The following is a 26,681-nucleotide window of genomic DNA, read 5'->3' on the forward strand; positions in this document are numbered from 1 at the left end:
TCCGTCGTCGGCAGCGTCAGATGTGTATAAGAGACAGCTTCCGTATAGTCCTTTGCGACATATTTCCCACCTTCCTTTGGTAAATCATCGAGATACCAGATGCGATCCAGCACGGTAATGCCGACACAAACGATGCGAGTCATGGTGATTCCTTCTGCGATTTCTGATGCCTTCATTTTAATTTCACCAAATGTTTAAAAAGTGACCCGTGTCAATTTTTTGACTATAAATTACAAATACGATCAAAAACAGACAACACAAACGCGCAGAAATTGACACGATGTGACAGGAGAGAGGCATGTCAGCGATCGCATTTATCGGTTTAGGGCAGATGGGCGCGCCAATGGCGAAGAATCTGTTGAAGCAAGGCCACCAGCTTAACGTCTTTGACGTGAACCCGCAGGCGGTTCAGGCGCTGGTGGAGAGCGGCGCACGGGCGGCGGCTACGCCCGCTCAGGCCGCAACGGACGCCGAATTCGTCATTACCATGCTGCCAAACGGCGACCTGGTGCGCAGCGTGCTGTTCGGCGAGCACGGCGTGTGCGAAGGGTTATCCCGCGACGCGCTGGTGATTGATATGTCCACCATCCACCCGCTGCAAACCGACGCGCTGATCCGTGACATGGCTGAACGCGGCTTCAGCCTGATGGACGTGCCCGTGGGACGCACGTCCGACCATGCCATCGCCGGCACGCTGCTCCTGCTGGCGGGCGGCACCGCGCAGCAGGTGGAACGCGCCACCCCCGTCTTAATGGCGATGGGCAATGAGCTGATTAACGCCGGCGGGCCGGGCATGGGCATCCGCGTAAAGCTCATCAATAACTACATGAGCATCGCCCTGAACGCGCTTTCCGCCGAGGCGGCCGTGCTGTGTGAAGCGCTTGGCCTCTCCTTTGACGTGGCGCTGAAGGTGATGAACGGCACGCCGGCGGGTAAAGGCCACTTCACCACCTCATGGCCGAACAAGGTGTTGAAAGGCGATCTTTCACCCGCCTTCATGATCGACCTTGCGCATAAAGATCTGGGGATCGCCCTGGACGTGGCTAACCAGCTCCACGTTCCGATGCCGCTGGGCGCGGCGTCCCGCGAAGTTTACAACCAGGCTCGCGCCGCCGGGCGCGGGCGCGAAGACTGGACGGCCATTCTTGAACAGGTTCGCGCATCTGCCGGGCTGAAAAAATCACACTGATACGAAAGGACTGAGGAATGACGATGTACACCCTGAAAGATATCACCCGACCTTCCGGCGGTTTTGCAATGCTGGCCGTGGATCAGCGCGAAGCGATGCGCCTGATGTTTGCCGCCGCAGGCGCGCCGGTGCCAGTAACCGACCAGCACCTGACGGATTTTAAGGTCAACGCGGCGAAGATTCTGTCGCCGTACGCCTCTGCCATTCTCGTCGACCAGCAGTTCTGCTATCGCCAGATTGTGGAGCAGCAGGCCGTAGCCAACAGCTGCGCGATGATTGTGGCGGCCGACGAGTTTATTCCGGGGAACGGTATTCCGGTCGACAGCGTGGTGATCGACAAAAGCATCGACGCGCAGGCGGTCAAACGCGACGGCGGCAAGGCTCTCAAGCTGCTGGTGCTGTGGCGTAGCGATGAAGATCCGCAGCAGCGCCTGGAGATGGTGAAAGCGTTCAATACGCTGTGCCACGGCAACGGGCTGCTGAGCATTATCGAGCCTGTGGTGCGTCCGCCGCGTCGCGGAGCCGAATTTAACCGCGAACAGGCGATTATCGATGCGGCCAAAGAGCTGGGCGACAGCGGTGCCGACCTTTACAAGGTGGAGATGCCGCTGTTCGGCAAGGGCACCCAGCAGGAACTGCTGGCGGCCTCGCAGAAGCTGAACGAGAACATCGCCATGCCGTGGGTGATCCTCTCGTCCGGCGTGGACGATAAGCTGTTCCCGCGCGCCGTGAGCGTGGCGATGCAGGCTGGGGCATCGGGCTTTTTAGCCGGTCGCGCCGTCTGGTCCTCGGTGATTGGCCTGCCGGATACCGAGCTGATGCTGCGTGATATTTCCGTACCAAAACTTCAGCGTCTGGGTGAGATTGTCGACGAAATGATGGCTCGCCGTTAAGAAAGGACCCGAACATGAAATGGTTTAACACCCTGAGCCACAACCGCTGGCTCGAACAAGAGACCGACCGCATTCTTGATTTCGGCAAAAACGCCGCCGTGCCGACCGGCTTTGGCTGGCTGGGCAATAACGGGCAGGTTCGCAGCGATATGGGCACCCATCTTTGGATCACCGCCCGCATGCTTCACGTGTACGCGGTGGCGGCGAACATGGGCCGTCCCGGCGCGTATGCCCTGGTTGAGCACGGCATTAATGCCCTCAACGGTCCGCTGCGCGACAAACAGCACGGCGGCTGGTACGCCTGCGTAAACGATGAAGGCGTAATTGATGCCTCCAAGCAGGGCTATCAGCACTTCTTCGTCCTGCTGGGCGCGGCGAGCGCCGTCACCACCGGACACCCGCAGGCACGCAAGCTGCTGGACGATGCCATCGAGGTGATTGAGCGCTACTTCTGGAGCGAACAGGAGCAAATGTGCCTCGAGTCCTGGGATGAAGCCTTCAGCAAAACGGAAGATTACCGCGGCGGTAACGCCAACATGCACGCCGTGGAAGCCTTCCTGATTGTCTATGACGTGACCCACGACCGCAAATGGCTCGACCGCGCCCTGCGCATCGCCTCGGTGATTATTCACGACGTGGCGCGCAAAGGTGAGTACCACGTTAACGAACATTTCGACACCAACTGGAACCCGATCCGCGACTACAACATTGATAATCCCGCCCACCGCTTCCGCGCCTACGGCGGCACGCCGGGACACTGGATTGAGTGGGGCCGCCTGATGCTGCACCTGCGCGCCGCGCTGGAAGCGCGCTTTGAAACTCCACCTGAATGGCTGCTGGAAGATGCAAAAGGCCTGTTCCACGCCACCATCCGCGACGCCTGGGCGCCCGACGGCGCCGACGGATTTGTCTATTCCGTGGGCTGGGACGGCAAGCCTATCGTCCGCGAACGCGTGCGCTGGCCGATCGTTGAGGCGATGGGCACGGCTTACGCGCTCTACACCGTCACCGGAGAAGCGCAGTACGAAGCCTGGTATCAGAAGTGGTGGGATTACTGCATCAAGTACCTGATGGATTACGAAAACGGTTCCTGGTGGCAGGAGCTGGACACCAATAACGAAGTGACCACCAAAGTCTGGGACGGTAAGCAGGATATTTACCATCTGCTGCACTGCCTGGTGATCCCCCGCCTGCCGCTGGCGCCGGGCTTAGCGCCTGCCGTCGCCGCCGGATTGCTGGACAGCCAGGCCAAATAATAAAGACGGAGTTTTTATGCGTACCCTACACAATATTGACCTGAAAAATAACGAACATGGCTTCACCCTGTGCTGGCAGGATCGCCTGATTTTGTCCCACTCCGAAGAAGCACCTTGCCTGTGGATCGGAGCAGGCGAAGCCGATATCGAGATGTTTCGCGGCAACTTCAGCATTAAAGATAAGCTCAACGAAAAGATTGCCCTGACGGACGCGACCGTCACGCAGCAAAGCGCGGGCTGGGCGATCCGCTTTACCCGCGGCGATGCGGTGAGCGCCACGCTGCTGGTGGGCGTGGATGCGGAAGGCCGTCTGGAGCTGAAGCTGAAAAATGATGCTCCCGGCCATAACCGCATCTGGCTGCGGCTGGCGGCGCAGCCGGAAGATCATATCTACGGCTGCGGCGAGCAGTTCTCGTACTTCGACCTGCGCGGCAAGCCGTTCCCGCTGTGGACCAGCGAGCAGGGCGTGGGCCGCAACAAGCAGACCTACGTCACCTGGCAGGCCGACTGCAAAGAGAACGCGGGCGGCGATTACTACTGGACCTTCTTTCCGCAGCCTACCTTCGTGAGCACCCAGAAGTATTACTGCCACGTGGATAACAGCTGCTACATGAACTTTGACTTCAGCGCGCCGGATTTCCACGAGCTGGCGTTCTGGGAAGATAACGCCACGCTGCGCTTCGAATGTGCGGAAACGTACGTCGATCTGTTGGAAAAACTGACCGGCCTGCTGGGACGTCAGCCGGAGCTGCCGGACTGGGTTTACGACGGCGTGACGCTGGGCATCCAGGGCGGCACCGAGGTGTGCCAGCAGAAGCTCGACGCCATGCGCGAGGGCGGCGTGAAGGTGAACGGCATCTGGGCGCAGGACTGGTCCGGCATCCGCATGACCTCCTTCGGCAAACGCGTGATGTGGAACTGGAAGTGGAACAGCGCGCTCTATCCGCAGCTTGACGAGCGGATCGGGCAGTGGAAGCAGGAGGGCGTACAATTCCTCTCCTATATCAACCCGTACGTCGCCAGCGATAAAGATCTCTGCGAAGAGGCGGCGAAACGCGGCTATCTGACCAAAAACGCCAACGGTGAGGACTACCACGTTGAATTCGGCGAGTTCTACGCGGGCGTTATCGACCTGACCAACCCGGAAGCCTACGGCTGGTACAAAGAGGTCATTAAAAAGAACCTGATCGAACTGGGCTGCGGCGGCTGGATGGCCGATTTCGGGGAATATTTGCCGACCGATACCTTCCTGCACAACGGCGTGAGCGCGGAGATCATGCATAACGCCTGGCCTGCCCTGTGGGCGAAATGTAACTACGAAGCGCTGGAGGAGACCGGCAAACTCGGCGAGATCCTGTTCTTCATGCGCGCGGGCTACACCGGCAGCCAGAAGCACTCGGTGATGATGTGGGCGGGGGATCAGAACGTCGACTGGAGCCTGGATGACGGCCTGGCGTCCGTCATCCCTGCGGCGCTGTCGCTGGCGATGACCGGGCACGGCCTGCACCACAGCGACATCGGCGGCTATACCACCCTGTTCGAGATGAAGCGCAGCAAGGAGCTGCTGCTGCGCTGGTGCGACTTCAGCGCCTTTACGCCGATGATGCGTACCCACGAGGGCAACCGCCCTGGCGACAACTGGCAGTTCGACGGCGATGCGGAAACCATCGCGCACTTTGCGCGCATGACTACCGTGTTCACCACCCTGAAGCCGTACATCAAAGCTGCGGTTGCGCAGAACGCGAAAAGCGGCCTGCCGGTGATGCGTCCGCTGTTCCTGCACTATGAGGACGACGCGCGCGCCTACACGCTGAAATACCAGTACCTGTTTGGCCGCGATCTGCTGGTGGCACCGGTTCATGAAGAGGGCCGCCGGGACTGGTCGCTTTATCTGCCGCAGGACAGCTGGGTCAATGCGTGGACCGGGGAAACCTGCCAGGGCGGTGACGTGACCGTTGATGCCCCGATTGGCAAACCGCCGGTCTTCTATCGCCAGCACAGCGAATGGGCAGATCTGTTTAGCACCTTACGTGATATCTGATAAGGCTCGCCCGCAGGGAAACCTGCGGGCAGACGGAGAACAATAATGAGTCAACATACTTCCGATCCGGCAACCCTACGCCTGCCGTTTAAAGAAAAACTCGCCTACGGGATGGGCGATCTCGGCTCTAACATCCTGCTGGATATCGGCACGCTCTATTTGCTGAAGTTTTACACCGACGTGCTGGGGCTGCCCGGCACCTACGGCGGGATTATCTTCCTGATTGCGAAGTTTTTTACCGCCTTCACCGATATGGGCACCGGGATCATGCTCGACTCCCGGCGCAAGATTGGCCCGAAAGGGAAATTCCGCCCGTTCGTACTGTACGCGGCGTTCCCGGTGACGCTGCTGGCAATTGCCAACTTCGTCGGCACACCGTTTGAAATCACCGGCAAAACGGTGATGGCGACGGTGCTGTTCATGCTGTACGGCCTGTTCTTCAGCATGATGAACTGCTCTTACGGCGCGATGGTGCCCGCCATCACCAAAAACCCGGATGAGCGCGCCTCGCTGGCGGCCTGGCGTCAGGGCGGCGCCACGCTCGGCCTGCTGCTTTGTACGGTGGGCTTTGTCCCGGTGATGAACCTGATTGAGGGTGACGACCAGCTTGGCTACATTTTTGCCGCCACCCTCTTCTCGCTGTTCGGGCTGTTCTTTATGTGGTGGTGCTATAAGGGCGTTACCGAGCGTTACGTCGAGACGCAGCCTGCTAACCCGGCGCAAAAGCCGGGGCTGTTGCAGTCGTTTCGCGCCATTGCCGGGAACCGTCCGCTGTTTATCCTGTGCATCGCGAACCTATGCACGCTGGGCGCGTTTAACGTTAAGCTCGCCATTCAGGTCTACTACACGCAGTACGTGCTGAACGACCCGATCCTGCTGTCGTACATGGGCTTCTTCAGCATGGGCTGTATTTTTATCGGCGTCTTTATGATGCCCGGCGCGGTGCGGCGCTTCGGCAAGAAAAAGGTCTACATCAGCGGGCTGATGATTTGGGTGGCGGGCGATCTGCTCAACTACTTCTTCGGCGGCGGCTCGGTGAGCTTTGTGGTGTTCTCCTGCCTGGCGTTCTTCGGCTCCGCGTTTGTGAACAGCCTGAACTGGGCGCTGGTGTCCGATACCGTGGAGTACGGCGAGTGGCGCACCGGCGTACGCTCCGAAGGGACGGTCTATACCGGCTTTACCTTCTTCAGGAAGGTCTCGCAGGCGCTGGCGGGCTTCTTCCCGGGGATCATGCTCACCCAGATCGGCTATGTGCCCAACGTGGTGCAGTCCGCCGGGACGGTTGAAGGGCTGCGGCAGCTGATATTTATCTACCCGAGCCTGCTGGCGGTCATCACCATCGTGGCGATGGGCTGCTTCTACAACCTCAACGAGAAGATGTATGTGCGCATCGTGGAAGAGATCGAACTGCGCAAACGTACGGCCTAAATGACGTGATAGAGCGCCCTGCGGGGCGCTCTGAGGATCGACCATGACATACAATACTGATCCGTTAACCCTGAAATTGAGCCTGCGAGAGAAGTGCGCCTACGGGATGGGCGATTTTGGCTCGAACCTGATGCTCTGTATTGGCACGCTGTACCTGCTGAAGTTTTACACCGATGAACTGGGGATGCCCGCGTTCTACGGAGGCATTATTTTCCTGGTGGCGAAGTTTTTTACCGCGTTCACCGACATGCTGACCGGGGTGCTGCTGGATTCCCGGCGTAACATTGGCCCGAGGGGGAAGTTCCGGCCATTCATACTTTACGCCTCCGTCCCGGTGGCGCTGGTCGCGACGGCGCAGTTTATGGCCAACGACTTTAGCCTGACGGTCAAAACGGCGCTCGCCACCGTGCTCTTCATGATGTTTGGGCTCTGCTACAGCCTGATGAACTGTGCCTACGGTGCGATGGTCCCTGCCATCACCAAAAACCCGAACGAGCGCGCGCAGCTGGCGGCGTGGCGACAGGGCGGCGCCACGGTGGGGCTGTTGCTCTGCACCGTCGGCTTTATGCCCATTCAGGCGCTGTTCGTCCACCAGCCCTCCCTCGGCTATCTGGTGGCTGCGCTGGTGTTCACCACCGGCGGCCTGTTCTGCATGTGGTGGTGCTACAGCGGGGTGAAAGAGCGCTATGTCGAGATAACGCCCGATCACCATAAGCCCGGCATTCTTAGATCGTTCTGCGCGATTTTTCGCAATCCGCCGCTGCTGGTGCTGTGCATTGCCAACCTGTGTACTCTCGCCGCGTTCAACATCAAGCTGGCGATTCAGGTCTATTACACCCAGTACGTGCTGAACGATCTGCATCTGCTGTCGTGGATGGGCTTTTTCAGCATGGGCTGCATTCTGATTGGCGTGTTTCTGGTGCCCGGCGCGGTGAAGCGCTTTGGAAAGAAGCCCGTCTATCTGGGCGGGCTGGCGCTGTGGGCGGTGGGCGACGTGCTGAACTTCTTCTGGGGAACCAGCTCCCTGCTGTTCGTGCTGTTTTCCTGCATGGCCTTTTTCGGCACCGCGTTTGTGAACAGCCTGAACTGGGCGCTGGTGCCGGATACCGTTGATTACGGCGAGTGGAAAACCGGCATCCGCGCCGAGGGATCGGTTTACACCGGCTACACCTTCTCGCGCAAAATCTCTGCCGCTCTCGCCGGCTTCCTGCCCGGCATCATGCTGACCCAGATCGGCTACGTTCCTCATGCGGTGCAGAGCGCGGGCACGCTGCTGGGTTTGCGTCAGCTTATTTTCCTCTGGCCGTGCGGCCTGGCAATCGTCGCCGCCGTGACCATGGGGCTGTTTTATAAACTCAACGAAGCGCGCTTCGCCTTTATTATCGAGGAGATTGGAAAACGGAAAAAACAGTCAGCGAATACCCCTGAGATAACACCCAACAATAAAGCGTCAGCAGTCACTTTATAACAATAATTCGGCCAGTATTTCCTTCCTGTTCATCAGGAGGGAGGCCTTTCTGTACCTGATACATGGACAAATTATGAAAAGAATCATCACTGTACTGATCGTGTCGTCTGTGTCCTGCCCGGTATTCGCCGGGGCCTATGTCGAAACCCGTGAAGCCTACAATACGGCCTCTGAGCTGCACGAAGTGATCCTGCGTGCCGGCTATAACTTCGATATGGGCGCGGGGTTGATGTTCACCAACGCCTACAACGTGGGGAGGTGGGATGAGCTCAAGCACAGCTATAACGAAATAGAGGGGTGGTATCCGCTCTTTAAACCGACGGACAAACTCACCTTCCAGCCGGGCGGGTTGATCAACGACAGCAGCGCCGGTTCGGGTGGCGCGGTTTATTTAGATACCAACTATAAATTCACGGACGGGTTTAATCTGACGTTCCGCTATCGCTATAACCATAACAATTACGATACGCCGGACTATAACGGGCAGATGGATAAGAACGACACGCACGAATTTGCCAACTACTGGAATTTCAAGGTGACCGATGCGTTTTTCTATACCTTTGAGCCGCATTTTTTCCAGCGGATAAATGATTACCACAGTAAAAATGGCAAAGACCATCACTGGGAAATTACCAACAAGTTCAGTTATAAGATCGACAGAAACTGGCTGCCGTACCTCGAACTCCAGTGGCTGGACAGATGGAATGATTACAACCGCGAGCAGTACAGGATCCGCCTGGGGTTACGTTATTCGTTCTAATAAAAAAGCCGCTGATTTCTCAGCGGCTTTTTTTACTACGGATTGACCGTATTAGTCTTCTTTCGCACCGCGCATAGCACGTTTACGATCGTTCTCGGTCAGGTGACGTTTACGGATACGAATTGACTGTGGTGTCACTTCTACCAGTTCGTCATCATCGATGAACTCCAGAGCCTGCTCCAGGGTCATCTTGATCGGTGGAACCAGAACCGTTGCTTCGTCAGTACCGGACGCACGCATGTTGGTCAGCTTCTTACCGGTCAGGCAGTTTACCGTCAGGTCGTTAGAACGGCTGTGAATACCGATGATCTGGCCTTCGTAAACTTCAGCACCGTGACCCAGGAACAGCTTACCGCGATCCTGCAGACCGAACAGCGCAAACGCAACCGCTTTACCCTGACCGTTGGAGATCAGTACGCCGTTGTTACGCTGGCCCACTTCGCCCGGACGAACGTCGTCGTAGTGGCTGAAGGTGGAGTACAGCAGGCCGGTACCGGAGGTCATGGTCATGAACTCAGAACGGAAGCCGATCAGGCCACGGCTTGGGATCACGTAGTCGAGACGTACGCGGCCTTTGCCGTCTGGATTCATGTTTTTCAGGTCGCCTTTACGCTCGCCCAGTGCCTGCATCACAGAACCCTGGTGCTGCTCTTCTACGTCCAGCGTTACGTTTTCGAACGGCTCTTGTTTACGGCCATCGATTTCGCGGAAGATTACTTTCGGACGGGAAACCGCCATCTCAAAACCTTCACGACGCATGTTTTCGATCAGAACAGACAGGTGCAGCTCACCACGACCGGAAACGCGGAATGCATCAGCGTCTTCGGTTTCTTCAACGCGCAGCGCAACGTTGTGCACCAGCTCTTTGTTCAGACGGTCAAGGATCTGACGAGAGGTAACGAACTTACCTTCTTTACCACAGAACGGAGAGGTGTTTACGTTGAAGAACATGGATACGGTTGGTTCATCAACGGACAGGGCTGGCAGCGCTTCGACGTTCTGCGGATCGCAGATGGTGTCGGAGATGTTCAGTTCACCCAGACCGGTGATCGCGATGATGTCGCCCGCTTCAGCGATGTCGCTCTCGATACGCTCAAGACCCAGGTGAGTCAGGACTTTACCGACTTTACCGTTACGGGTTTTGCCTTCGCTATCGATGATAGTGACCTGCTGGTTAGGCTTCACTTTACCGCGCTTGATACGGCCAATGCCGATTACGCCAACGTAGTTGTTGTAGTCGAGCTGGGAGATCTGCATCTGCAGGGTGCCTTCCAGGTCAACGTTTGGCGCAGGAACACGGTCAACAATCGCCTGATACAGCGGGGTCATGTCTTCAGCCATGTCTTCGTGGTCCAGACCTGCGATACCGTTCAGCGCAGAGGCGTAAACGATAGGGAAGTCCAGCTGCTCGTCGGTCGCGTCGAGGTTAACGAACAGGTCGAAGACCTGGTCAACAACCCAGTCAGGACGCGCGCCAGGGCGGTCAACTTTGTTGATAACAACGATTGGCTTCAGACCATGGGCAAAAGCTTTTTTGGTCACGAAGCGCGTCTGTGGCATTGGGCCATCCATTGCGTCAACGACCAGCAGAACGGAGTCTACCATGGACATTACACGTTCAACTTCACCACCGAAGTCGGCGTGCCCTGGGGTATCAACGATGTTGATACGGTAGTCATTCCATTTAATCGCGGTGTTTTTCGCGAGGATGGTAATCCCACGCTCTTTCTCCAAATCGTTGGAGTCCATCACGCGTTCTTGGGTTTCGGCACGCGCATCAAACGTACCGGATTGCTGCAGCAGCTTATCAACCAGGGTAGTTTTACCATGGTCAACGTGCGCGATGATGGCGATGTTACGCAAATTTTCGATCACAACTTTGCCTCAGGCATTTAGAAATAGCGCGTTATTGTACACGGATTAATCGCACTACAAAACAGGATCACAAACATCCCCCGCAAACAAGTATTGCAGAGATGCTTTGTGATCGCTTTCACGGAGCGGTAAAAGGGCACTTTAACGTAAATTGCACCAATATGGTGCTTAATGTTCACATTGAAGCACTATACTGGTGCAACAAATCCATCATGGTGCAGCCCTTTTGCACTATGGTGCGCATGATAACGCCTTTTTGGGGTGTTTTAAAAGTTGGCACAGATTTCGCTTTATAAAAAATACATGGCAACAGCCAGTACCAACAGAAATTGAAGACCTCGTTACCACGACGACAATGACCAATCTGGAGAGTTAAGTATGTCCGCTGAACACGTTTTGACGATGCTGAACGAACATGAAGTGAAGTTTGTTGATCTGCGCTTCACCGATACCAAAGGTAAAGAACAGCACGTCACAATCCCTGCTCATCAGGTGAACGCCGAATTCTTTGAAGAAGGCAAAATGTTTGACGGCTCCTCCATTGGTGGCTGGAAAGGCATTAACGAATCCGACATGGTTCTGATGCCAGACGCAACCACTGCGGTCATTGATCCGTTCTTCGAAGAACCAACCCTGATCATCCGCTGCGACATCCTCGAGCCAGGCACGCTGCAGGGCTACGACCGCGACCCACGTTCTATCGCAAAACGCGCTGAAGAGTACCTGCGTTCTACCGGCATCGCGGACACCGTTCTGTTCGGGCCAGAGCCAGAGTTCTTCCTGTTCGACGACATCCGCTTCGGTGCCTCTATTTCTGGCTCCCACGTGGCTATCGACGACATCGAAGGCGCATGGAACTCTTCCACCAAATACGAAGGTGGTAACAAAGGTCACCGTCCTGGTGTGAAAGGCGGTTACTTCCCGGTTCCTCCGGTCGACTCTGCACAGGACATCCGTTCCACCATGTGTCTGGTGATGGAAGAGATGGGCCTGGTTGTTGAAGCGCACCACCACGAAGTGGCGACTGCGGGTCAGAACGAAGTGGCAACCCGCTTCAACACCATGACCAAAAAAGCGGACGAAATTCAGATCTACAAATACGTTGTGCACAACGTTGCGCACCGTTTCGGTAAAACCGCGACCTTCATGCCAAAACCAATGTTTGGCGACAACGGTTCCGGTATGCACTGCCACATGTCTCTGTCCAAGAACGGTACCAACCTGTTCTCTGGCGACAAATATGCCGGTCTGTCCGAGCAGGCGCTGTATTACATCGGTGGTGTTATCAAACACGCTAAAGCGATCAACGCCCTGGCGAATCCAACCACTAACTCCTACAAGCGTCTGGTCCCGGGCTACGAAGCGCCAGTTATGCTGGCCTACTCTGCGCGTAACCGTTCTGCTTCCATCCGTATCCCGGTGGTGGCGTCTCCAAAAGCGCGTCGTATCGAAGTGCGCTTCCCGGACCCAGCGGCTAACCCATACCTGTGCTTCGCAGCGCTGCTGATGGCCGGTCTGGACGGTATCAAGAACAAGATCCACCCAGGCGAAGCGATGGACAAAAACCTGTACGACCTGCCGCCAGAAGAAGCGAAAGAGATCCCACAGGTTGCTGGCTCTCTGGAAGAAGCCCTGCAGGCGCTGGATGCAGACCGCGAGTTCCTGACTGCGGGTGGCGTATTCACTGACGACGCTATCGATGCTTACATCGCCCTGCGTACTGAAGAGAACGACCGCGTGCGTATGACTCCGCATCCGGTTGAGTTCGAACTGTACTACAGCGTTTAATTTAGTTGTTTTACCCGGCGTCAAAAGCGCCGGGGGTAGTTGCCGTGGAAACTTTTAGCCCATCTCCGGATGGGCTTTTTTCTCCACCAACAACCTGATCTCACGCGCTTTTTACGCCGAAACCGCTATACTGCACTAAAACAGTGCAACGACTCCAGGAGACTGCTGAATGGCAACTGGCACGCTGCCCGATGCTGGGCAGATCCTCAATTCTTTGATTAACAGCATCCTGCTGGTCGACGACGAGCTGGCCGTCCATTACGCCAACCCGGCGGCGCAACAGCTGCTCGCCCAGAGTTCACGCAAACTGTTTGGCACCCCGCTTCCTGAGTTGTTGAGCTATTTCTCGCTGAATATTGGCCTGATGCAGGAAAGTTTGCAGGCCGGTCAGGGGTTCACCGATAACGAAGTCACGCTGGTGATCGACGGGCGCTCACATATTCTTTCCCTTACCGCGCAACGTTTGCCGGAAGGACTGATCCTGCTGGAAATGGCGCCGATGGATAATCAGCGTCGCCTGAGCCAGGAGCAGCTTCAGCATGCGCAGCAAATTGCCGCCCGTGACCTGGTGCGTGGTCTGGCGCATGAAATCAAAAACCCGCTGGGTGGGTTACGCGGCGCGGCTCAGCTTCTGACCAAAGCCCTGCCCGACCCTGCGCTGGCGGAGTACACCAACGTCATCATTGAGCAGGCGGACCGCCTGCGTAACCTGGTCGATCGCCTGCTCGGGCCGCAGCAGCCGGGTATGCACGTTTCAGAAAGCATTCATAAAGTCGCTGAACGGGTGGTGAAGCTCGTCTCCATGGAGCTGCCGGAGAACGTCACGCTGGTGCGTGATTACGACCCAAGCCTGCCGGAACTGGCGCATGACCCGGACCAGATTGAGCAGGTTCTGCTGAATATTGTGCGCAATGCCCTGCAGGCGCTGGGGCCGGAAGGCGGCGAGATTATTTTACGCACCCGCACCGCCTTCCAGCTTACGCTGCACGGCGTGCGCTATCGTCTGGCGGCACGCATCGACGTTGAGGATAACGGGCCTGGCATTCCTTCTCATCTGCAGGACACCCTGTTCTACCCAATGGTAAGCGGGCGCGAAGGCGGTACGGGACTGGGCTTATCTATCGCCCGCAGCTTGATCGATCAGCACTCCGGAAAAATTGAATTTACCAGTTGGCCGGGACATACCGAGTTTTCGGTTTTCCTGCCGATTAAAAAATAAAGGTGACGTTTATGCAACGAGGGATAGTCTGGGTAGTCGATGACGATAGCTCCATCCGTTGGGTGCTTGAACGCGCGCTCACAGGGGCAGGTTTAAGCTGCACGACGTTTGAGAGCGGCAGCGAAGTGCTCGACGCACTCACCACCAAAACGCCGGACGTTCTGCTGTCGGATATTCGCATGCCGGGCATGGACGGACTGGCGCTGTTAAAGCAGATCAAACAGCGCCATCCTATGCTTCCGGTCATCATAATGACGGCTCATTCCGACCTGGATGCCGCGGTGAGCGCCTATCAGCAAGGGGCGTTCGATTATCTGCCCAAACCGTTTGATATCGACGAAGCGGTGGCGCTGGTAGAGCGCGCGATTAGCCACTACCAGGAGCAACAACAGCCACGCCACGCACCCGATTTTGGGCCAACCACTGACATCATCGGCGAAGCGCCGGCGATGCAGGACGTGTTTCGCATTATTGGCCGTCTGTCCCGCTCGTCCATCAGCGTGTTGATTAACGGGGAATCGGGTACAGGTAAAGAGCTGGTGGCGCATGCGTTACATCGCCACAGCCCGCGGGCAAAAGCGCCGTTTATCGCCCTCAATATGGCGGCGATCCCGAAGGATTTGATTGAGTCCGAGCTGTTCGGCCACGAAAAAGGGGCGTTTACCGGCGCGAATACCATTCGCCAGGGGCGCTTTGAGCAGGCTGACGGCGGCACGCTGTTCCTGGACGAGATCGGCGATATGCCGCTGGACGTTCAAACTCGCCTGCTGCGCGTGCTGGCCGACGGGCAGTTTTACCGCGTGGGCGGCTATGCGCCGGTGAAGGTGGACGTGCGTATTATCGCCGCGACGCACCAGAACCTGGAGCTGCGCGTGCAGGAGGGCAAATTCCGTGAGGATTTATTCCATCGCCTGAACGTGATCCGCGTCCACCTGCCGCCGCTGCGCGAGCGTCGGGAAGATATCCCGCGCCTGGCGCGTCATTTCCTCCAGGTGGCGGCCCGCGAGCTGGGCGTGGAAGCCAAGCAGCTTCACCCGGAAACCGATGCCGCCCTCACCCGTCTGGCGTGGCCGGGCAACGTGCGCCAGCTGGAAAACACCTGCCGCTGGCTGACCGTGATGGCCGCCGGACAGGAAGTGTTGATTCAGGATCTCCCAGCCGAACTGTTTGAGGCCACCGCGCCCGAAAGCAGCACCGGGCACGCGCTGCCGGACAGTTGGGCAACGCTGCTGGCGCAGTGGGCCGACCGCGCGCTGCGTTCCGGTCATCAAAACCTGCTGTCTGAGGCTCAGCCAGAGATGGAGCGTACGCTGTTGACCACCGCGCTTCGTCATACGCAGGGCCATAAGCAAGAAGCCGCGCGCCTGCTGGGATGGGGACGTAATACCCTGACGCGCAAGCTGAAAGAGCTGGGAATGGAGTGATCGTACGCCGCTGTGTAAGGGTTATTAATTGAGCGCAAATTGCCGTTATTTTGCGCTTTACTGTTCCGATGAGTTTTGTATGATCGTGCCCGGAAATTGGGGGAACCATCATGCTGGAATCATTAGTGACTTTACTGTCGAGCGGAGCAGCTGAAAGCCACACGCCGCAAACCGCTGTTGCTGCGGTATTATGTGCGGCGCTGGTTGGGCTGTTTAGCTAGCAGGTTGAAATGTAAAAGCCGGGTAGCGGCTTCGCCTTACCCGGCTTTGCGCCTTAAATCACCCGTGAAAACTGCTGCATACGCGCCTTCTGGCGCAGATACGCGTCAAAGCACATGCAGATATTACGGATCAACAGACGCCCTTTCGGCGTGACCTCAATCGCGTTTTCTGACACATCCACCAGCCCGTCTTTCGCCAGCGGTGCAATCAGCTTCAGGTCTTCCGCAAAATATTCGCTGAATGTCAGATCCCACTGTGCTTCCACGTCGCTAAAGTCGAGACGGAAGTTGCAGATAAGCGCCTTAATCACATCACGACGAATGCAGTCGTCACGGGTCAGCGCGATGCCGCGCCACAGCGCGTTGCCGGTTGCATCAACCTGCTGGTAGTAGAGCTTCAGCTCTTTCTGGTTCTGCGCGTAGCAGTCACCGATCATGCTGATGGCGGAGACACCCATGCCGAGCAGATCGGTATCGCCCTGAGTGGTATAACCCTGGAAGTTACGGTGCAGTACGCCTTCGCGCTGGGCAATCGCCAGCTCGTCATCCGGACGGGCAAAGTGATCCATGCCGATAAATTGATAGCCGCTCTCGGTCAGAGAGGTGATGGTTTCCTGCAGGATGTCCAGCTTCTGCTGGGCAGAAGGCAGATCGGCATCTTTGATTTTGCGCTGGGCGGCGAATAGCGTCGGCAGGTGCGCGTAGTTAAAGACGCTCAGGCGGTCCGGGCTAAGTTCAGCCACGCGCTTCAGCGTGAAGGCGAAGCTCTCCGGCGTCTGCTTTGGCAGGCCGTAAATCAGGTCGATGTTGGTCGAGGTAAAGCCAATGTCGCGTGCGTGGTTGAGTAAGGCGAAGATAAACTCTTCGTCCTGCTCGCGGTTGACCAGACGCTGCACCTCTTTATTGAAATCCTGCACGCCCATGCTCAGACGATTAAAGCCTTCGGCGCGTAAGTGATCCAGTACATCCAGCTCAATTTCACGCGGATCGACTTCGATCGAGATTTCGGCGTCGTCGTTAAAATTGAAATTTCCGCGCAGCAGCGTCATCAGGCGGCTTATTTGCGCCTTATTGAGATACGTTGGCGTGCCGCCGCCCCAGTGAAGCTGGCTAACGTGACGCCCTTTAAATAGCGGCGCGCGGTGCACAATTTCCTGTTCGAGCGCATCGAGGTATTGGTCGGCTTTATGCTGCTGACGGGTCACGATTTTATTGCAGCCGCAGAAGTAGCAGAGCTTGTGGCAGAACGGAATATGGACGTAGAGCGACAGCGGACGCTCGGGATAGCGCGCGACGGCCTGCTGAAAATCCGCCTCGCCGAAGGCATCGGAGAACTCCAGCGCGGTGGGGTATGAGGTATAACGCGGCCCGGAATAGTTATACTTCTGGATTAGGGCCAAATCCCAGTCGATAGTTGGTGCTGACATGCTCACTCCTTCCGTTGGTGTCGCGTTCGTATACGGCGGCCCGTTCTGGCCCCATCGCGGGCCATCATTCGGGTGCGCAGCCACTTCTGTCGCCGCGACAACCGCCGTAGTTTAACGAATAACCACACCAGATAACATATAACCGGAAGGGTTATAAGCAGGACTATCGTGCCTGCCGGGTGCAAATGTTAGTTTCCACCTTTCAGAAGACGCATCATATCTTCCTGCTTTTCTTCTTCCTCTTCGTCGTCTTCGTCATCGTAAGACAGACCCAGCTTCTGCATCAGCTCATCAATGCGGTCCAGTTTGGCATCTACCCATGACTGCTCTTCGGCGGTCAGGGTTTCACCCTCTTCAAGACGTTCCAGCAGCGCGTCCAGGCGCTCATCGTTCTCCAGCATATCCAGCTCAGCCTGCGGTGAAAGCATAGGTTTCTCGCTCTTTGGTTTGTGCTGCTTAGTGACCGGGGTGTCTGTCACGCCCAGTGGAATGGGAGTTTTACTGCCGATACGAGGGTCTTTCTGCTGTTTGCCTTTTGCAGAAGCGCCCGCTGCACCACCGCCGTTGGCACGGCTACCCGCAGCATGGCCACGATGCTTCTTATCGCGTTTGCGATCGCGCGCTTCCTGGTTTAGTTCTTCGCGCGTTTTGCGGCGTGCTTTTGCAGGGCGTTTCGCGCCCGCAGCGGAGGTTGGTTTTTTCATGATGTTTTATCTTAAAGTCGTTTTCTTCAGTATAGAATTGCGGCGAAATCTAGCAGAAAGCAAGCAAAGAAAAAAGGCGACAGAGCAATCTGTCGCCTTTTTTCCTGACTCACAACCCTTAACGGGTCAGACATTCCATGTTTACCAACAACACACCCTGTTTATCCTTTGGCTGATACCGTCCGTGTATGGTTCCATTTCCTGTTAAAACGCCTCCAGGCGCTGGTCGTCCTGACTATCCTGCGTCTTCGCCTCCTGGCGCTCCTGACCCTAATCCTTAAGTCGATTTCCTGTTGGCTTCCTCGCCTTGCCGCATACTTTACCTTGTTCCGTTAAACTAACAAGCAACGAAACGGTACAAATACGGATTTTCAGATAATTACCTGGAAATAAGCTTATGATTTAAAACAGTTTGCATTTTTTAACGCCTGCGAATTCTCTGAAATATCCCATAGCAACATTAGCCGATCTCTTACAGCCGTTTGGGCATTCGCCTGCAAGCCTCGTGCAATCAGAAAAGCCTTTTGCCCGCATTCGGGTATAATCCCTCCAGATTACGATTTTTGGAGACGACCACGTGACTACCTGGAACTACCAACAGACGCATTTTGTCACCAGTGCGCCCGATATTCGCCACCTGCCTTCTGATACCGGTATTGAAGTGGCATTTGCTGGCCGCTCAAATGCGGGGAAATCCAGCGCCCTGAATACGCTGACCAATCAGAAGAACCTGGCGCGTACCTCAAAAACACCTGGCCGTACCCAGCTGATTAACCTCTTTGAAGTGGCTGAAGGCAAACGCCTCGTAGACTTGCCGGGATACGGCTACGCGCAGGTGCCTGAAGAGATGAAGATCAAGTGGCAGCGTGCGCTGGGCGAATACCTGGAAAAACGCATGTGCCTGAAAGGTCTGGTGGTGCTGATGGATATTCGTCACCCGCTAAAGGATCTCGATCAGCAGATGATCGACTGGGCCGTAGCAAGCGATATCGCCGTGCTGGTGCTGCTGACGAAAGCCGACAAGCTGGCAAGCGGCGCGCGTAAAGCGCAGGTGAATATGGTTCGCGAAGCGGTACTGGCCTTCAATGGCGATGTACAGGTTGAGCCTTTCTCTTCGCTGAAAAAACAGGGCGTGGACAAGCTGCGTCAGAAGCTCGACAGCTGGTTTAACGAGCTGGAACCCGCGACGGAAGCGGAAGAAGAGTAATACCGAGCGCGGCGATGTCCGCGCTTTTTTTTGCCCGAACTTTTCTTTGCCGCAATAAAAAACGCCCCAGTCATTACTGACTGGGGCGGCTAAAATATTCAGCCAAATCCGATTACGTGAAGTAAAAGGTCTGAAAGATAGAACATCTTACCTCTGTACCCTACGTCGATAACTCTACCCCTTTTTTTGCTGTAGAAAAAGCACTTTTTGTAGTTTTTTTTCATTCTTTACATAGGGAATTCTAATGATCGTCACAAAACGCGTGTTGTTATGTTGCTAACTTACATAAAAAGCGCGTTATTCAAAGAACCTTTAGTGAGCCTGATCCCAGTTTTCACCACTTCCCACCTCCACCAGCAACGGCACATCTAGCGTCATGCTGCTTTCCATGAGTTCATGGATCTTTTTCGACACAATATCGAGATCGTCTTTGTGCACTTCAAACACCAGTTCATCGTGTACCTGCATGATCATTTTCACGCGCGGCTTCTCTTTCTCCAGCCAGGCATCAACGGCGATCATTGCGCGCTTGATGATGTCCGCTGCGGTACCCTGCATCGGGGCGTTGATCGCCGCACGCTCTGCGCCAGCGCGGCGCGCCGCGTTGCTGGATTTGATGTCCGGAAGATAGAGACGACGGCCATCCAGGGTTTCAACGTAACCTTTCTCTTTCGCCTGCGCGCGGGTGCGTTCCATATATTCCAGAACGCCCGGATAACGCTCGAAGTAAAGATCCATATACTTCTGCGACTCTTTGCGTGGAATGTTTAGCTGGCGTGAAAGGCCAAACGCGCTCATGCCGTAGATTAGACCGAAGTTGATCGCTTTTGCACTGCGGCGCTGTTCGTTGGTTACGCTGTCCAGCGGCAGACCGAAGACTTCGGCTGCTGTCGCCCGGTGAATATCCTTTCCTTCGGCAAACGCGCTGAGAAGGCCTTTGTCACGGGAGAGGTGCGCCATAATGCGCAGTTCAATTTGAGAGTAGTCAGCCGAGACAATTAGGTAGTCATCAGGGGCTATAAAGGCCTGACGAATGCGGCGCCCTTCCTCATTACGCACCGGAATGTTCTGCAGGTTAGGATCGGTTGACGAGAGACGACCGGTCGCCGCCACAGCCTGATGATATGAGGTGTGCACGCGGCCCGTTTTCGGGTTGATCATCAGCGGAAGCTTGTCCGTGTAGGTAGACTTCAGCTTCGCGAGACCGCGGTACTGCAGAATCACTTTTGGCAGCGGGTAGTCCAGCGCCAGCTCTTCCAGCACCTCTTCAGAGGTTGACGGCGCGCCGCCAGGGGTTTTCTTCAGCGGCTTGATGCCCTGCTTTTCAAACAGAATGGTTTGCAGCTGCTTCGGTGAAGAGAGGTTAAACGGCTCGCCTGCAAGCTCATGCGCTTTCTGCTCGAGCTCGGTCAAACGCTGCGCGAGCTCGCCAGAGTGGTTATGCAGCACCGTTGGATCGATCTTAACGCCATTGCGTTCGATACGGGACAGCACGGGCACCAGCGGCATTTCAATATGCTGGAATACGTTCAGCGGACCTTCGTGCTTCTGCAGTTTCGGCCACATCTTCAGATGCAGTTGCAGCGTGACGTCGGCATCTTCCGCCGCGTAGCGCCCTGCTTCTTCAAGAGCAATCTGGTTAAAGGTGAGCTGATTTTTCCCTTTACCGGCAATCTCTTCAAAGGTAATGGTTTTGTGCTTGAGCCAGCGGTCAGATAAGGAATCCATATCATGACGGCCCGCCACGCTGTCCAGAATGTAGGATTCGAGCATAGTGTCAAAGGCAATCCCGCGCAGCTCAATGCCGTAGTTCTGCAGAATGCCGCGGTCGTACTTGAGGTTTTGCCCAACCTTCAGCGCCTTTTCGTCTTCCAGAATCGGCTTCAGTAGCTCAAGCGCGCGCTCTCGGGAGATCTGCTCCGGCGCATCCAGGTAGTCGTGCGCCACGGGAACGTAGGCGGCAATACCCGGCTCTGTCGCAAAGGACAATCCCACCATATTGGCTGAGATGTTGTCGAGGCTGTCTGTTTCGGTGTCAAAGGCAAAGACCGGCGCTTTTTTCAGTTTCTCGATCCAGGCGATCAGCTGTGACTCTTCCAGAATGGTTTCGTAGTTGTCGAAGGAGAGCGCTGCGGCTTCTTCTTCCGCCTGATCTTCGGCATCAACGACAATCGTCTCTTTCGGCTTAGCAGCAGGTTTGGCCCCTTTTGCCTGCAGCCATTTACCGGCTTCTACGTCAGTGGTCCAGCGCTTGAATTCGTATTTCTTAAACAGGCTCAGCAGGTCGTCAGCGGAAGGCTGTTGCACTTCCAGCTGCTCACAGCCCAGTTCCAGCTCCACATCGGTTTTGATCGTTGCCAGCTTATAGGAGAGATAAGCCACCTCTTTGTTCTCTTCCAGCTTCCCGGCCATGGTTTTTGCGCCACGGAAGGAAAGTCCGGCGATTTTGTCTGGTTCAGCGTAGAGCGTGTCCAGACCACCCAGCCCCTGAAGCAGTGCCTGCGCGGTTTTTTCACCGACGCCAGGAACGCCAGGAATGTTATCCGAGGAGTCGCCCATCAACGCGAGGAAGTCGATAATCAGCTCTGGCGGCACGCCATACTTAGTGACAACTTCTTCTGGCCCCAGAATGGTGTTGGTCATGGTGTTGATCAGGGTAATACCTGGCGTCACCAGCTGCGCCATATCTTTATCACCGGTGCTGATCAGCACCGGACGGCCCATTTTTTCAGCTTCACGCGCCAGCGTACCGATGACGTCGTCAGCCTCCACGCCAGAGACGGCCAGCAGCGGCAGGCCCATTGCTTTCACCATGGCGTGCAGCGGCTCAATCTGCGCACGCAGATCGTCAGGCATTGGCGGACGATGGGATTTGTAATGTTCGAACAGCTCATCGCGGAAGGTTTTGCCTTTCGCATCAAAAACGACAGCCGCATGGGTGGGCTGATACTGAAGAATCAGGCTGCGCAGCATGTTCAGCACGCCGTACATCGCGCCGGTAGGTTCCCCTGCGCTATTGGTCAGAGGAGGAAACGCATGGTACGCCCGATACAGGTAAGAAGAGCCGTCGACGAGAATAAGTGGGTTTTCTGGGATCTGAACCATAATGTCCGTGCCTTTAATCAATTTATGCGTAAAGGATGCCACAGAAGGATGAAAACATCAGTTATTCAGGTTCGATACAGGAAAAGATTTTGCGATCGTGAGGATCGCTCGCAAAATTCAAACTGTGGATAAGTTTGTGAATATTTTCACTTCAAATGAAAAACAGATACTAAAAGCAGGTGCGCGTTGAGAATAAATTATTACATATCATAATGTTAATAACTAACACTGCATGAAAATAGCTTGCTGATGGCAATTTAGTCTATGTGGATATAAGTCCTGATTAGCGCACAATATTAGAGAAATCTTCTGCTTCAGGGGAAAAGCCGTCTATTGACGATATGAAAGCGCCATAATTTTGTCACTTTTCTGATAAAATCAGCCCCCAGCGCCGTATCATCGGCCGGTCCATTAAAGCTAACCACCTGAAAAAGCTCATCATGTCGAGATTGCTCGCTGCAATAACATTACCGCTAAGCATCGTTTTAACTATTCTGGTGACGATTGCGTGTTCTGTGCCAATCATTATCGCCGGGATCGTTAAACTGCTGCTGCCTGTGCCTGCGGTGTGGCGATCCGTCTCTGCGTTTTGTAATTTCATGATGTATTGCTGGTGTGAAGGGTTAGCGATCCTGCTGTGCCTGAATCCGCATCTTAAGTGGGATGTCGAAGGGCTGGAGAACCTCAACAAAAAGAACTGGTACCTGCTGATCTGCAATCATCACAGCTGGGCGGACATCGTGGTGTTATGCGTGCTTTTTCGCAAACATATCCCGATGAACAAGTACTTCCTGAAGCAGCAGCTCGCCTGGGTGCCCTTTATCGGGCTGGCCTGCTGGGCGCTTGATATGCCGTTTATGAAACGCTATTCGCGCAGCTATCTGATTCGTCATCCGGAGCGTCGCGGTAAGGATGTGGAGACCACGCGCCGCTCCTGTGAAAAGTTTCGCGCACATCCAACGACCATCGTGAACTTTGTTGAAGGCTCACGGTTTACGGAAGATAAACGTCAACAAACACGCTCCCCTTATCAGAACCTGCTTCCGCCAAAGGCGGCGGGTATTGCGATGGCGCTTAACGTGCTGGGTGCACAGTTCGATAAACTTCTGAACGTTACGCTCTGCTATCCGGAAAATGACAGGACGCCATTCTTCGATATGCTCAGCGGCAAGCTGACGCGCATTGTTGTTCGGGTGGATTTAGTGCCGATCGATGCCGGGCTGCACGGTGACTACGTTAACGATAAGAATTTCAAACGTGGTTTCCAGCAGTGGCTTAATACGCTCTGGAAAGAGAAAGACGAACAGATAGACAGCATTAAATCTTCATACAAAAACGCCGGTCAGTGACCGGCGTTTTCATATCAACGAAATTACTTCTTCTCAACCAGGTATTTCACGGTATCAGCATACTGCTGTACGAAAATATCCATGCTGCTGGTGTCCATGCCCTGCATGTTCAGCTGATATTTGCCGTTAACAAACATCGCCGGAACGCCCTGAAGCTGCAGATCAGCGGCCGCTTTTTCCTGCTGAGCAACCAGAGATTTCACTACAAAGCTGTTCCACGCGGCGTCGTACTCTTCACCTTTCACACCGGCATCAACGAACACTTTGCGGATATCCGCAGTGGTCTGAACGGTCTGGGTTTTCTGTACGGCCTCGAACATTGGAGCAGTGATTTTATCTTCCACGCCCAGCGCCATCGCAACCGCCCACGCCTGAGTCAGGTCTTTACCCAACGGGCCCAGGAACTCAACGTGGTACTTGGTCATTTTGGTGCCTTCCGGCAGCTTCTTCTTCACGTTGTCAGAAACATGCAGCACCTCTTCGAATTGATAGCAGTGCGGGCAATAGAATGAGAAGAACTCCAGAACCTGTGGCTCGCCAGCAACCGGCTTTTCCAGCGTGATAAACTGTTTACCGTCGGTAAACTGCGCAGCAGAAGCGCTAAATGCCAGAATCATACCTGCCAGCGCCAGCCAAATTTTTTTCATGATTAACTCTCTCCTGGGTGTGTCCAATTAATACATCGGCGTTAATTGCAGAGGGGGTTCCTGAAGAACCTTAACCTGCTGAGTGAATGTAGCTATCTGGCTGCGCCAGTAATCTTCTCCGGTAAGCCACGGGAAATTACGAGGAAATGCGGGGTCGTCCCAACGCCTGATTAACCATGCGAGATAATAAACAAAACGCATCGCACGTAAAGGCTCAATCAGGGCAATTTCGTCTGAATTAAACGGGCTAAATTCTTCATAGGCTTCAATAATCGTTTCAAGCTGCATACGCTGCTCGGCTTTGTCGCCATTGAGCAGCATCCACAGATCCTGAACCGCTGGTCCCATGCGCGCATCGTCGAGATCGACAAACAGCGGACCATCGCGCCAGAGAATATTTCCGGCATGACAATCGCCATGCAGGCGCAGAACGGAAATATCATCACGCCAGCAGGTTTTCACCGCAGCAATAAGCTTATCGGTGGCGTTGAGGAAATCATCCTTTAACGCAGCGGGGATCAGCGCAGACGTTTCGAATATCTGACGTGGTTCGGTGAGATATTCATGAATCCCGATCGTTGGTCGGGCAGTGAACGCTGTTTTACGTCCCGTCTGATGAATGCGTCCCAGATAGCGAGCAACCCACTCCATCTGATCGATATTATCCGCTTCAAACTGGCGGCCACCCAGACTGGGGAATACGGCGTAGTAAAACCCTTCATGCGTGAGCAGCGTTTGGTTATTGAACTTTATCGGCGCGGCAACGGGAACGTCATCAACCAGCAGATCGTGAGCAAACTGGTGCTCCTCCTGAATTTGCTGTGCAGACCAACGTTCAGGGCGATAGAACTTTACGACGAAGCGCTGACGATCCTCGTCCTGAAATTGATAGACGCGGTTTTCGTAGCTGTTTAACGGAGTTAGCCCGGAATCCACACGAATACCCTGTTCAAACAGGGCATCCATAATGGTATCCGGGTGTAGTGTCTGGAAAGTAAAAGCCTGGTCGTTCATCCGATCATCCGGAAATTATACGAATGATTCAGGATATCATCTTGTAGCGATTTCGGTGGCTCCGCTTACAAGCTTTTACTCTTTAATTACGCCTCGGGCGCGCAGCAATGCGGTTTTAAAATCTTCCTCATAATCCTTCTGAATACCAGGAATAACAGCATCTTTGGCTGAGTCGCGCATTTTGAGGTGGTAGATCAGGATGTCGTCAGAAAGGTCTGCCAGATCGCCGTCAAAACCTGACTCTTTTGCCAGTTTCTGTAAGAATTGCATCAGATTCAGCTCTGGCTCTTTTTGCCAGGCTGGCTGGAGGAGTTCAATGACTTCATTCAGACGTTTACATTTCATGGTGGTGCTCCTTTCATTTAGAGTGACACGTTAGCAGGGTCAATCCCACAATAAAAGAGGCGATATTCGTGAATCTTAGCCTGGAAATCACTGGGGTCGTTCTGGCAGGCGGCAGAGCTACGCGGATGGGCGGGGAAGATAAGGGACTTCAGCTCCTGAAAGGCAAGCCCTTATGGCAGCATGTCGCTGATACGCTTGTCGATCAGGTGTCAGCAATGGCGCTGAGCGCAAATCGCCATATCGATATTTACCAGCGCAGCGGGTTTCCCGTTTATCAGGATAATCTCGCAGATTTTCCGGGGCCGCTGGCCGGCATGCTTTCGGTGATGCAGCAGTCGCAGGGAGAGTGGTTTCTCTTTTGTTCGTGTGATACGCCATTTATACCCACCTGCCTGGTGGAACGGATGCTGCAACAGCGAGGTGATTCACCCGTGGTCTGGGTGCATGACGGCGAGCGCGACCACCCAACTATCGCGCTCATTAACCGATCCTTGATTCCTGCTATGAGCGACTATCTGGCCTCCGGAGAGCGAAGAGTGATGGTATTTATGCGTAAGGTCGGCGGACATGCTGTTGATTTTAGCGACATGAAAACATCGTTCGTGAATGTGAACACAATAGAAGATTTACAGGCCATGCAGGAGAAGAGATGAACTCTGTTTTAGCCATTTCCGCCTGGAGTGGGACAGGAAAAACCACGTTGCTGAAAAAACTGATACCCGCGCTGTGCGCCCGCGGTATTCGTCCTGGCTTGATTAAGCATACTCACCATAATATGGATGTCGATAAGCCGGGCAAAGATAGCTATGAGCTGCGCAAAGCGGGTGCCGCGCAGACAATGGTAGCAAGCAACCAGCGTTGGGCATTGATGACAGAAACGCCGGATGAGGCACCGCTGGATCTCGCGTATCTGGTGAGCCGGATGGATCACTCCACGCTGGATCTGGTGCTGGTTGAGGGATTTAAGCATGAGGCCGTGCCTAAGATCCTGCTGTTCAGAAGCGATGCCGGGCATGACATCAGCGAGTTAACGCTGGATGAGCATGTGATTGCGGTGGCCAGCGATGTTGCTCTCGATATTGAGGTTCCGGTGCTGGATTTAAATGATGAGGATGGGATTGCTGAGTTTATTGTGAAGTGGTGTGCGGTCTGACTTGTCGGGTGGCGGCTTCGCCTTACCCGGCCTACATTTTTCGGTATATAAACGCAAAAAGGCCATCCTTTCGGATGGCCTCTTCACTTGTTTGATGCCTGGCAGTTCCCTACTCTCACATGGGGAGACCCCACACTACCATCGGCGCTACGGCGTTTCACTTCTGAG

At 55.0% G+C, this 26,681-nt stretch carries 22 protein-coding genes and 1 pseudogene; 15 read left to right on the forward strand and 8 right to left on the reverse strand.

The window, feature by feature from the left end; genetic code table 11:
- Window positions 1-143: pseudogene (locus tag HBA26_RS22980) on the reverse strand (hypothetical protein); the annotation flags it as partial.
- Between the two features lie 155 nt (window positions 144-298).
- Between HBA26_RS22980 and yihU the strand changes: the two are divergent.
- The 7 genes from yihU (at window position 299) to ompL (ending at window position 9,035) form a co-directional block, all read left to right on the forward strand.
- Window positions 299-1,189: a sulfolactaldehyde 3-reductase gene (gene yihU, locus HBA26_RS19650; RefSeq protein WP_045260227.1), complete on the forward strand. Its 891-nt coding sequence runs from the start codon at window positions 299-301 to the stop codon at window positions 1,187-1,189.
- A 17-nt stretch (window positions 1,190-1,206) separates the two neighbouring features.
- Complete coding sequence (gene yihT / locus HBA26_RS19655) at window positions 1,207-2,082, forward strand: sulfofructosephosphate aldolase (protein WP_126346109.1); 876 nt, start codon at window positions 1,207-1,209, stop codon at window positions 2,080-2,082.
- Between the two features lie 14 nt (window positions 2,083-2,096).
- A complete protein-coding gene (gene yihS / locus HBA26_RS19660) occupies window positions 2,097-3,338 on the forward strand; it encodes a sulfoquinovose isomerase (protein ID WP_166720998.1) in 1,242 nt (413 codons plus the stop codon).
- 16 nt (window positions 3,339-3,354) lie between these two features.
- Window positions 3,355-5,379, forward strand: coding sequence for an alpha-glucosidase (locus HBA26_RS19665; RefSeq protein ID WP_126346110.1), 2,025 nt, complete (start codon window positions 3,355-3,357; stop codon window positions 5,377-5,379).
- Window positions 5,380-5,424: 45 nt separating this feature from the next.
- Window positions 5,425-6,807 carry an MFS transporter gene (locus HBA26_RS19670; protein WP_126346111.1) on the forward strand — a complete coding sequence of 461 codons (1,383 nt, stop codon included), beginning with the start codon at window positions 5,425-5,427 and terminating at the stop codon, window positions 6,805-6,807.
- Window positions 6,808-6,850: 43 nt separating this feature from the next.
- Window positions 6,851-8,275: an MFS transporter gene (locus tag HBA26_RS19675; protein ID WP_126346112.1), complete on the forward strand. Its 1,425-nt coding sequence runs from the start codon at window positions 6,851-6,853 to the stop codon at window positions 8,273-8,275.
- A gap of 73 nt (window positions 8,276-8,348) precedes the next feature.
- The gene (gene ompL / locus HBA26_RS19680; protein WP_045260222.1) at window positions 8,349-9,035 is read left to right on the forward strand and encodes a porin OmpL; all 687 of its coding nucleotides are present in this window, start codon (window positions 8,349-8,351) and stop codon (window positions 9,033-9,035) included.
- A gap of 51 nt (window positions 9,036-9,086) precedes the next feature.
- On the opposite strand, the gene typA is transcribed toward ompL, so the two are convergent.
- The gene (gene typA / locus HBA26_RS19685) at window positions 9,087-10,910 is read right to left on the reverse strand and encodes a ribosome-dependent GTPase TypA (protein ID WP_028014891.1); all 1,824 of its coding nucleotides are present in this window, start codon (window positions 10,908-10,910) and stop codon (window positions 9,087-9,089) included.
- Window positions 10,911-11,288: 378 nt separating this feature from the next.
- Here typA and glnA point away from each other — a divergent pair, with 378 nt between their 5' ends.
- From glnA to HBA26_RS19705, 4 genes are all read left to right on the forward strand, one after another.
- Complete coding sequence (gene glnA / locus HBA26_RS19690) at window positions 11,289-12,698, forward strand: glutamate--ammonia ligase (protein ID WP_008501856.1); 1,410 nt, start codon at window positions 11,289-11,291, stop codon at window positions 12,696-12,698.
- Window positions 12,699-12,867: 169 nt separating this feature from the next.
- A complete protein-coding gene (gene glnL / locus HBA26_RS19695; protein WP_014172250.1) occupies window positions 12,868-13,917 on the forward strand; it encodes a nitrogen regulation protein NR(II) in 1,050 nt (349 codons plus the stop codon).
- Window positions 13,918-13,928: 11 nt separating this feature from the next.
- Window positions 13,929-15,341 (forward strand): nitrogen regulation protein NR(I), encoded by a 1,413-nt coding sequence (gene glnG, locus HBA26_RS19700; RefSeq protein WP_028014893.1) that lies wholly within the window; start codon window positions 13,929-13,931, stop codon window positions 15,339-15,341.
- A gap of 110 nt (window positions 15,342-15,451) precedes the next feature.
- The gene (locus HBA26_RS19705) at window positions 15,452-15,562 is read left to right on the forward strand and encodes a YshB family small membrane protein (RefSeq protein WP_017382667.1); all 111 of its coding nucleotides are present in this window, start codon (window positions 15,452-15,454) and stop codon (window positions 15,560-15,562) included.
- A 53-nt stretch (window positions 15,563-15,615) separates the two neighbouring features.
- Here HBA26_RS19705 and hemN read toward each other — a convergent pair whose 3' ends face one another.
- Both hemN and yihI read right to left on the reverse strand, forming a co-directional pair.
- Window positions 15,616-16,989: an oxygen-independent coproporphyrinogen III oxidase gene (gene hemN, locus HBA26_RS19710; protein ID WP_063155528.1), complete on the reverse strand. Its 1,374-nt coding sequence runs from the start codon at window positions 16,987-16,989 to the stop codon at window positions 15,616-15,618.
- A gap of 188 nt (window positions 16,990-17,177) precedes the next feature.
- A complete protein-coding gene (gene yihI, locus HBA26_RS19715) occupies window positions 17,178-17,693 on the reverse strand; it encodes a Der GTPase-activating protein YihI (RefSeq protein ID WP_028014895.1) in 516 nt (171 codons plus the stop codon).
- A gap of 577 nt (window positions 17,694-18,270) precedes the next feature.
- Between yihI and yihA the strand changes: the two genes are divergently transcribed.
- Entirely contained in the window at window positions 18,271-18,900 is a 630-nt protein-coding gene (gene yihA, locus HBA26_RS19720; protein WP_014885764.1) for a ribosome biogenesis GTP-binding protein YihA/YsxC, read from the forward strand.
- A 312-nt stretch (window positions 18,901-19,212) separates the two neighbouring features.
- Here yihA and polA read toward each other — a convergent pair whose 3' ends face one another.
- The gene (gene polA / locus HBA26_RS19725) at window positions 19,213-22,005 is read right to left on the reverse strand and encodes a DNA polymerase I (protein ID WP_063155529.1); all 2,793 of its coding nucleotides are present in this window, start codon (window positions 22,003-22,005) and stop codon (window positions 19,213-19,215) included.
- A gap of 440 nt (window positions 22,006-22,445) precedes the next feature.
- On the opposite strand from polA, the gene HBA26_RS19730 reads away from it, so the two are divergent.
- Complete coding sequence (locus HBA26_RS19730) at window positions 22,446-23,354, forward strand: acyltransferase (RefSeq protein ID WP_063155530.1); 909 nt, start codon at window positions 22,446-22,448, stop codon at window positions 23,352-23,354.
- Window positions 23,355-23,377: 23 nt separating this feature from the next.
- On the opposite strand, the gene dsbA is transcribed toward HBA26_RS19730, so the two are convergent.
- From dsbA to HBA26_RS19745, 3 genes are all read right to left on the reverse strand, one after another.
- Window positions 23,378-24,001, reverse strand: coding sequence for a thiol:disulfide interchange protein DsbA (dsbA, locus tag HBA26_RS19735; RefSeq protein WP_028014899.1), 624 nt, complete (start codon window positions 23,999-24,001; stop codon window positions 23,378-23,380).
- Window positions 24,002-24,028: 27 nt separating this feature from the next.
- Window positions 24,029-25,015 carry a serine/threonine protein kinase gene (locus HBA26_RS19740; protein ID WP_063155531.1) on the reverse strand — a complete coding sequence of 329 codons (987 nt, stop codon included), beginning with the start codon at window positions 25,013-25,015 and terminating at the stop codon, window positions 24,029-24,031.
- Window positions 25,016-25,090: 75 nt separating this feature from the next.
- On the reverse strand, window positions 25,091-25,360 hold the full coding sequence (locus HBA26_RS19745; RefSeq protein ID WP_008501866.1) for a YihD family protein: 270 nt from the start codon (window positions 25,358-25,360) through the stop codon (window positions 25,091-25,093).
- Window positions 25,361-25,428: 68 nt separating this feature from the next.
- Between HBA26_RS19745 and mobA the strand changes: the two genes are divergently transcribed.
- Window positions 25,429-26,013 carry a molybdenum cofactor guanylyltransferase MobA gene (mobA, locus tag HBA26_RS19750; protein ID WP_048958073.1) on the forward strand — a complete coding sequence of 195 codons (585 nt, stop codon included), beginning with the start codon at window positions 25,429-25,431 and terminating at the stop codon, window positions 26,011-26,013.
- Window positions 26,010-26,513, forward strand: a complete 504-nt coding sequence (gene mobB, locus HBA26_RS19755) for a molybdopterin-guanine dinucleotide biosynthesis protein MobB (RefSeq protein ID WP_048959965.1) — start codon at window positions 26,010-26,012, stop codon at window positions 26,511-26,513. Before mobA ends, mobB begins: the two co-directional genes overlap by 4 nt.
- Window positions 26,514-26,681: the final 168 nt, after the last annotated feature.

This window comes from Enterobacter sp. 725m/11 (assembly GCF_011683705.1).
In the GTDB taxonomy this organism is placed as follows: Bacteria; Pseudomonadota; Gammaproteobacteria; order Enterobacterales; family Enterobacteriaceae; genus Enterobacter; species Enterobacter bugandensis.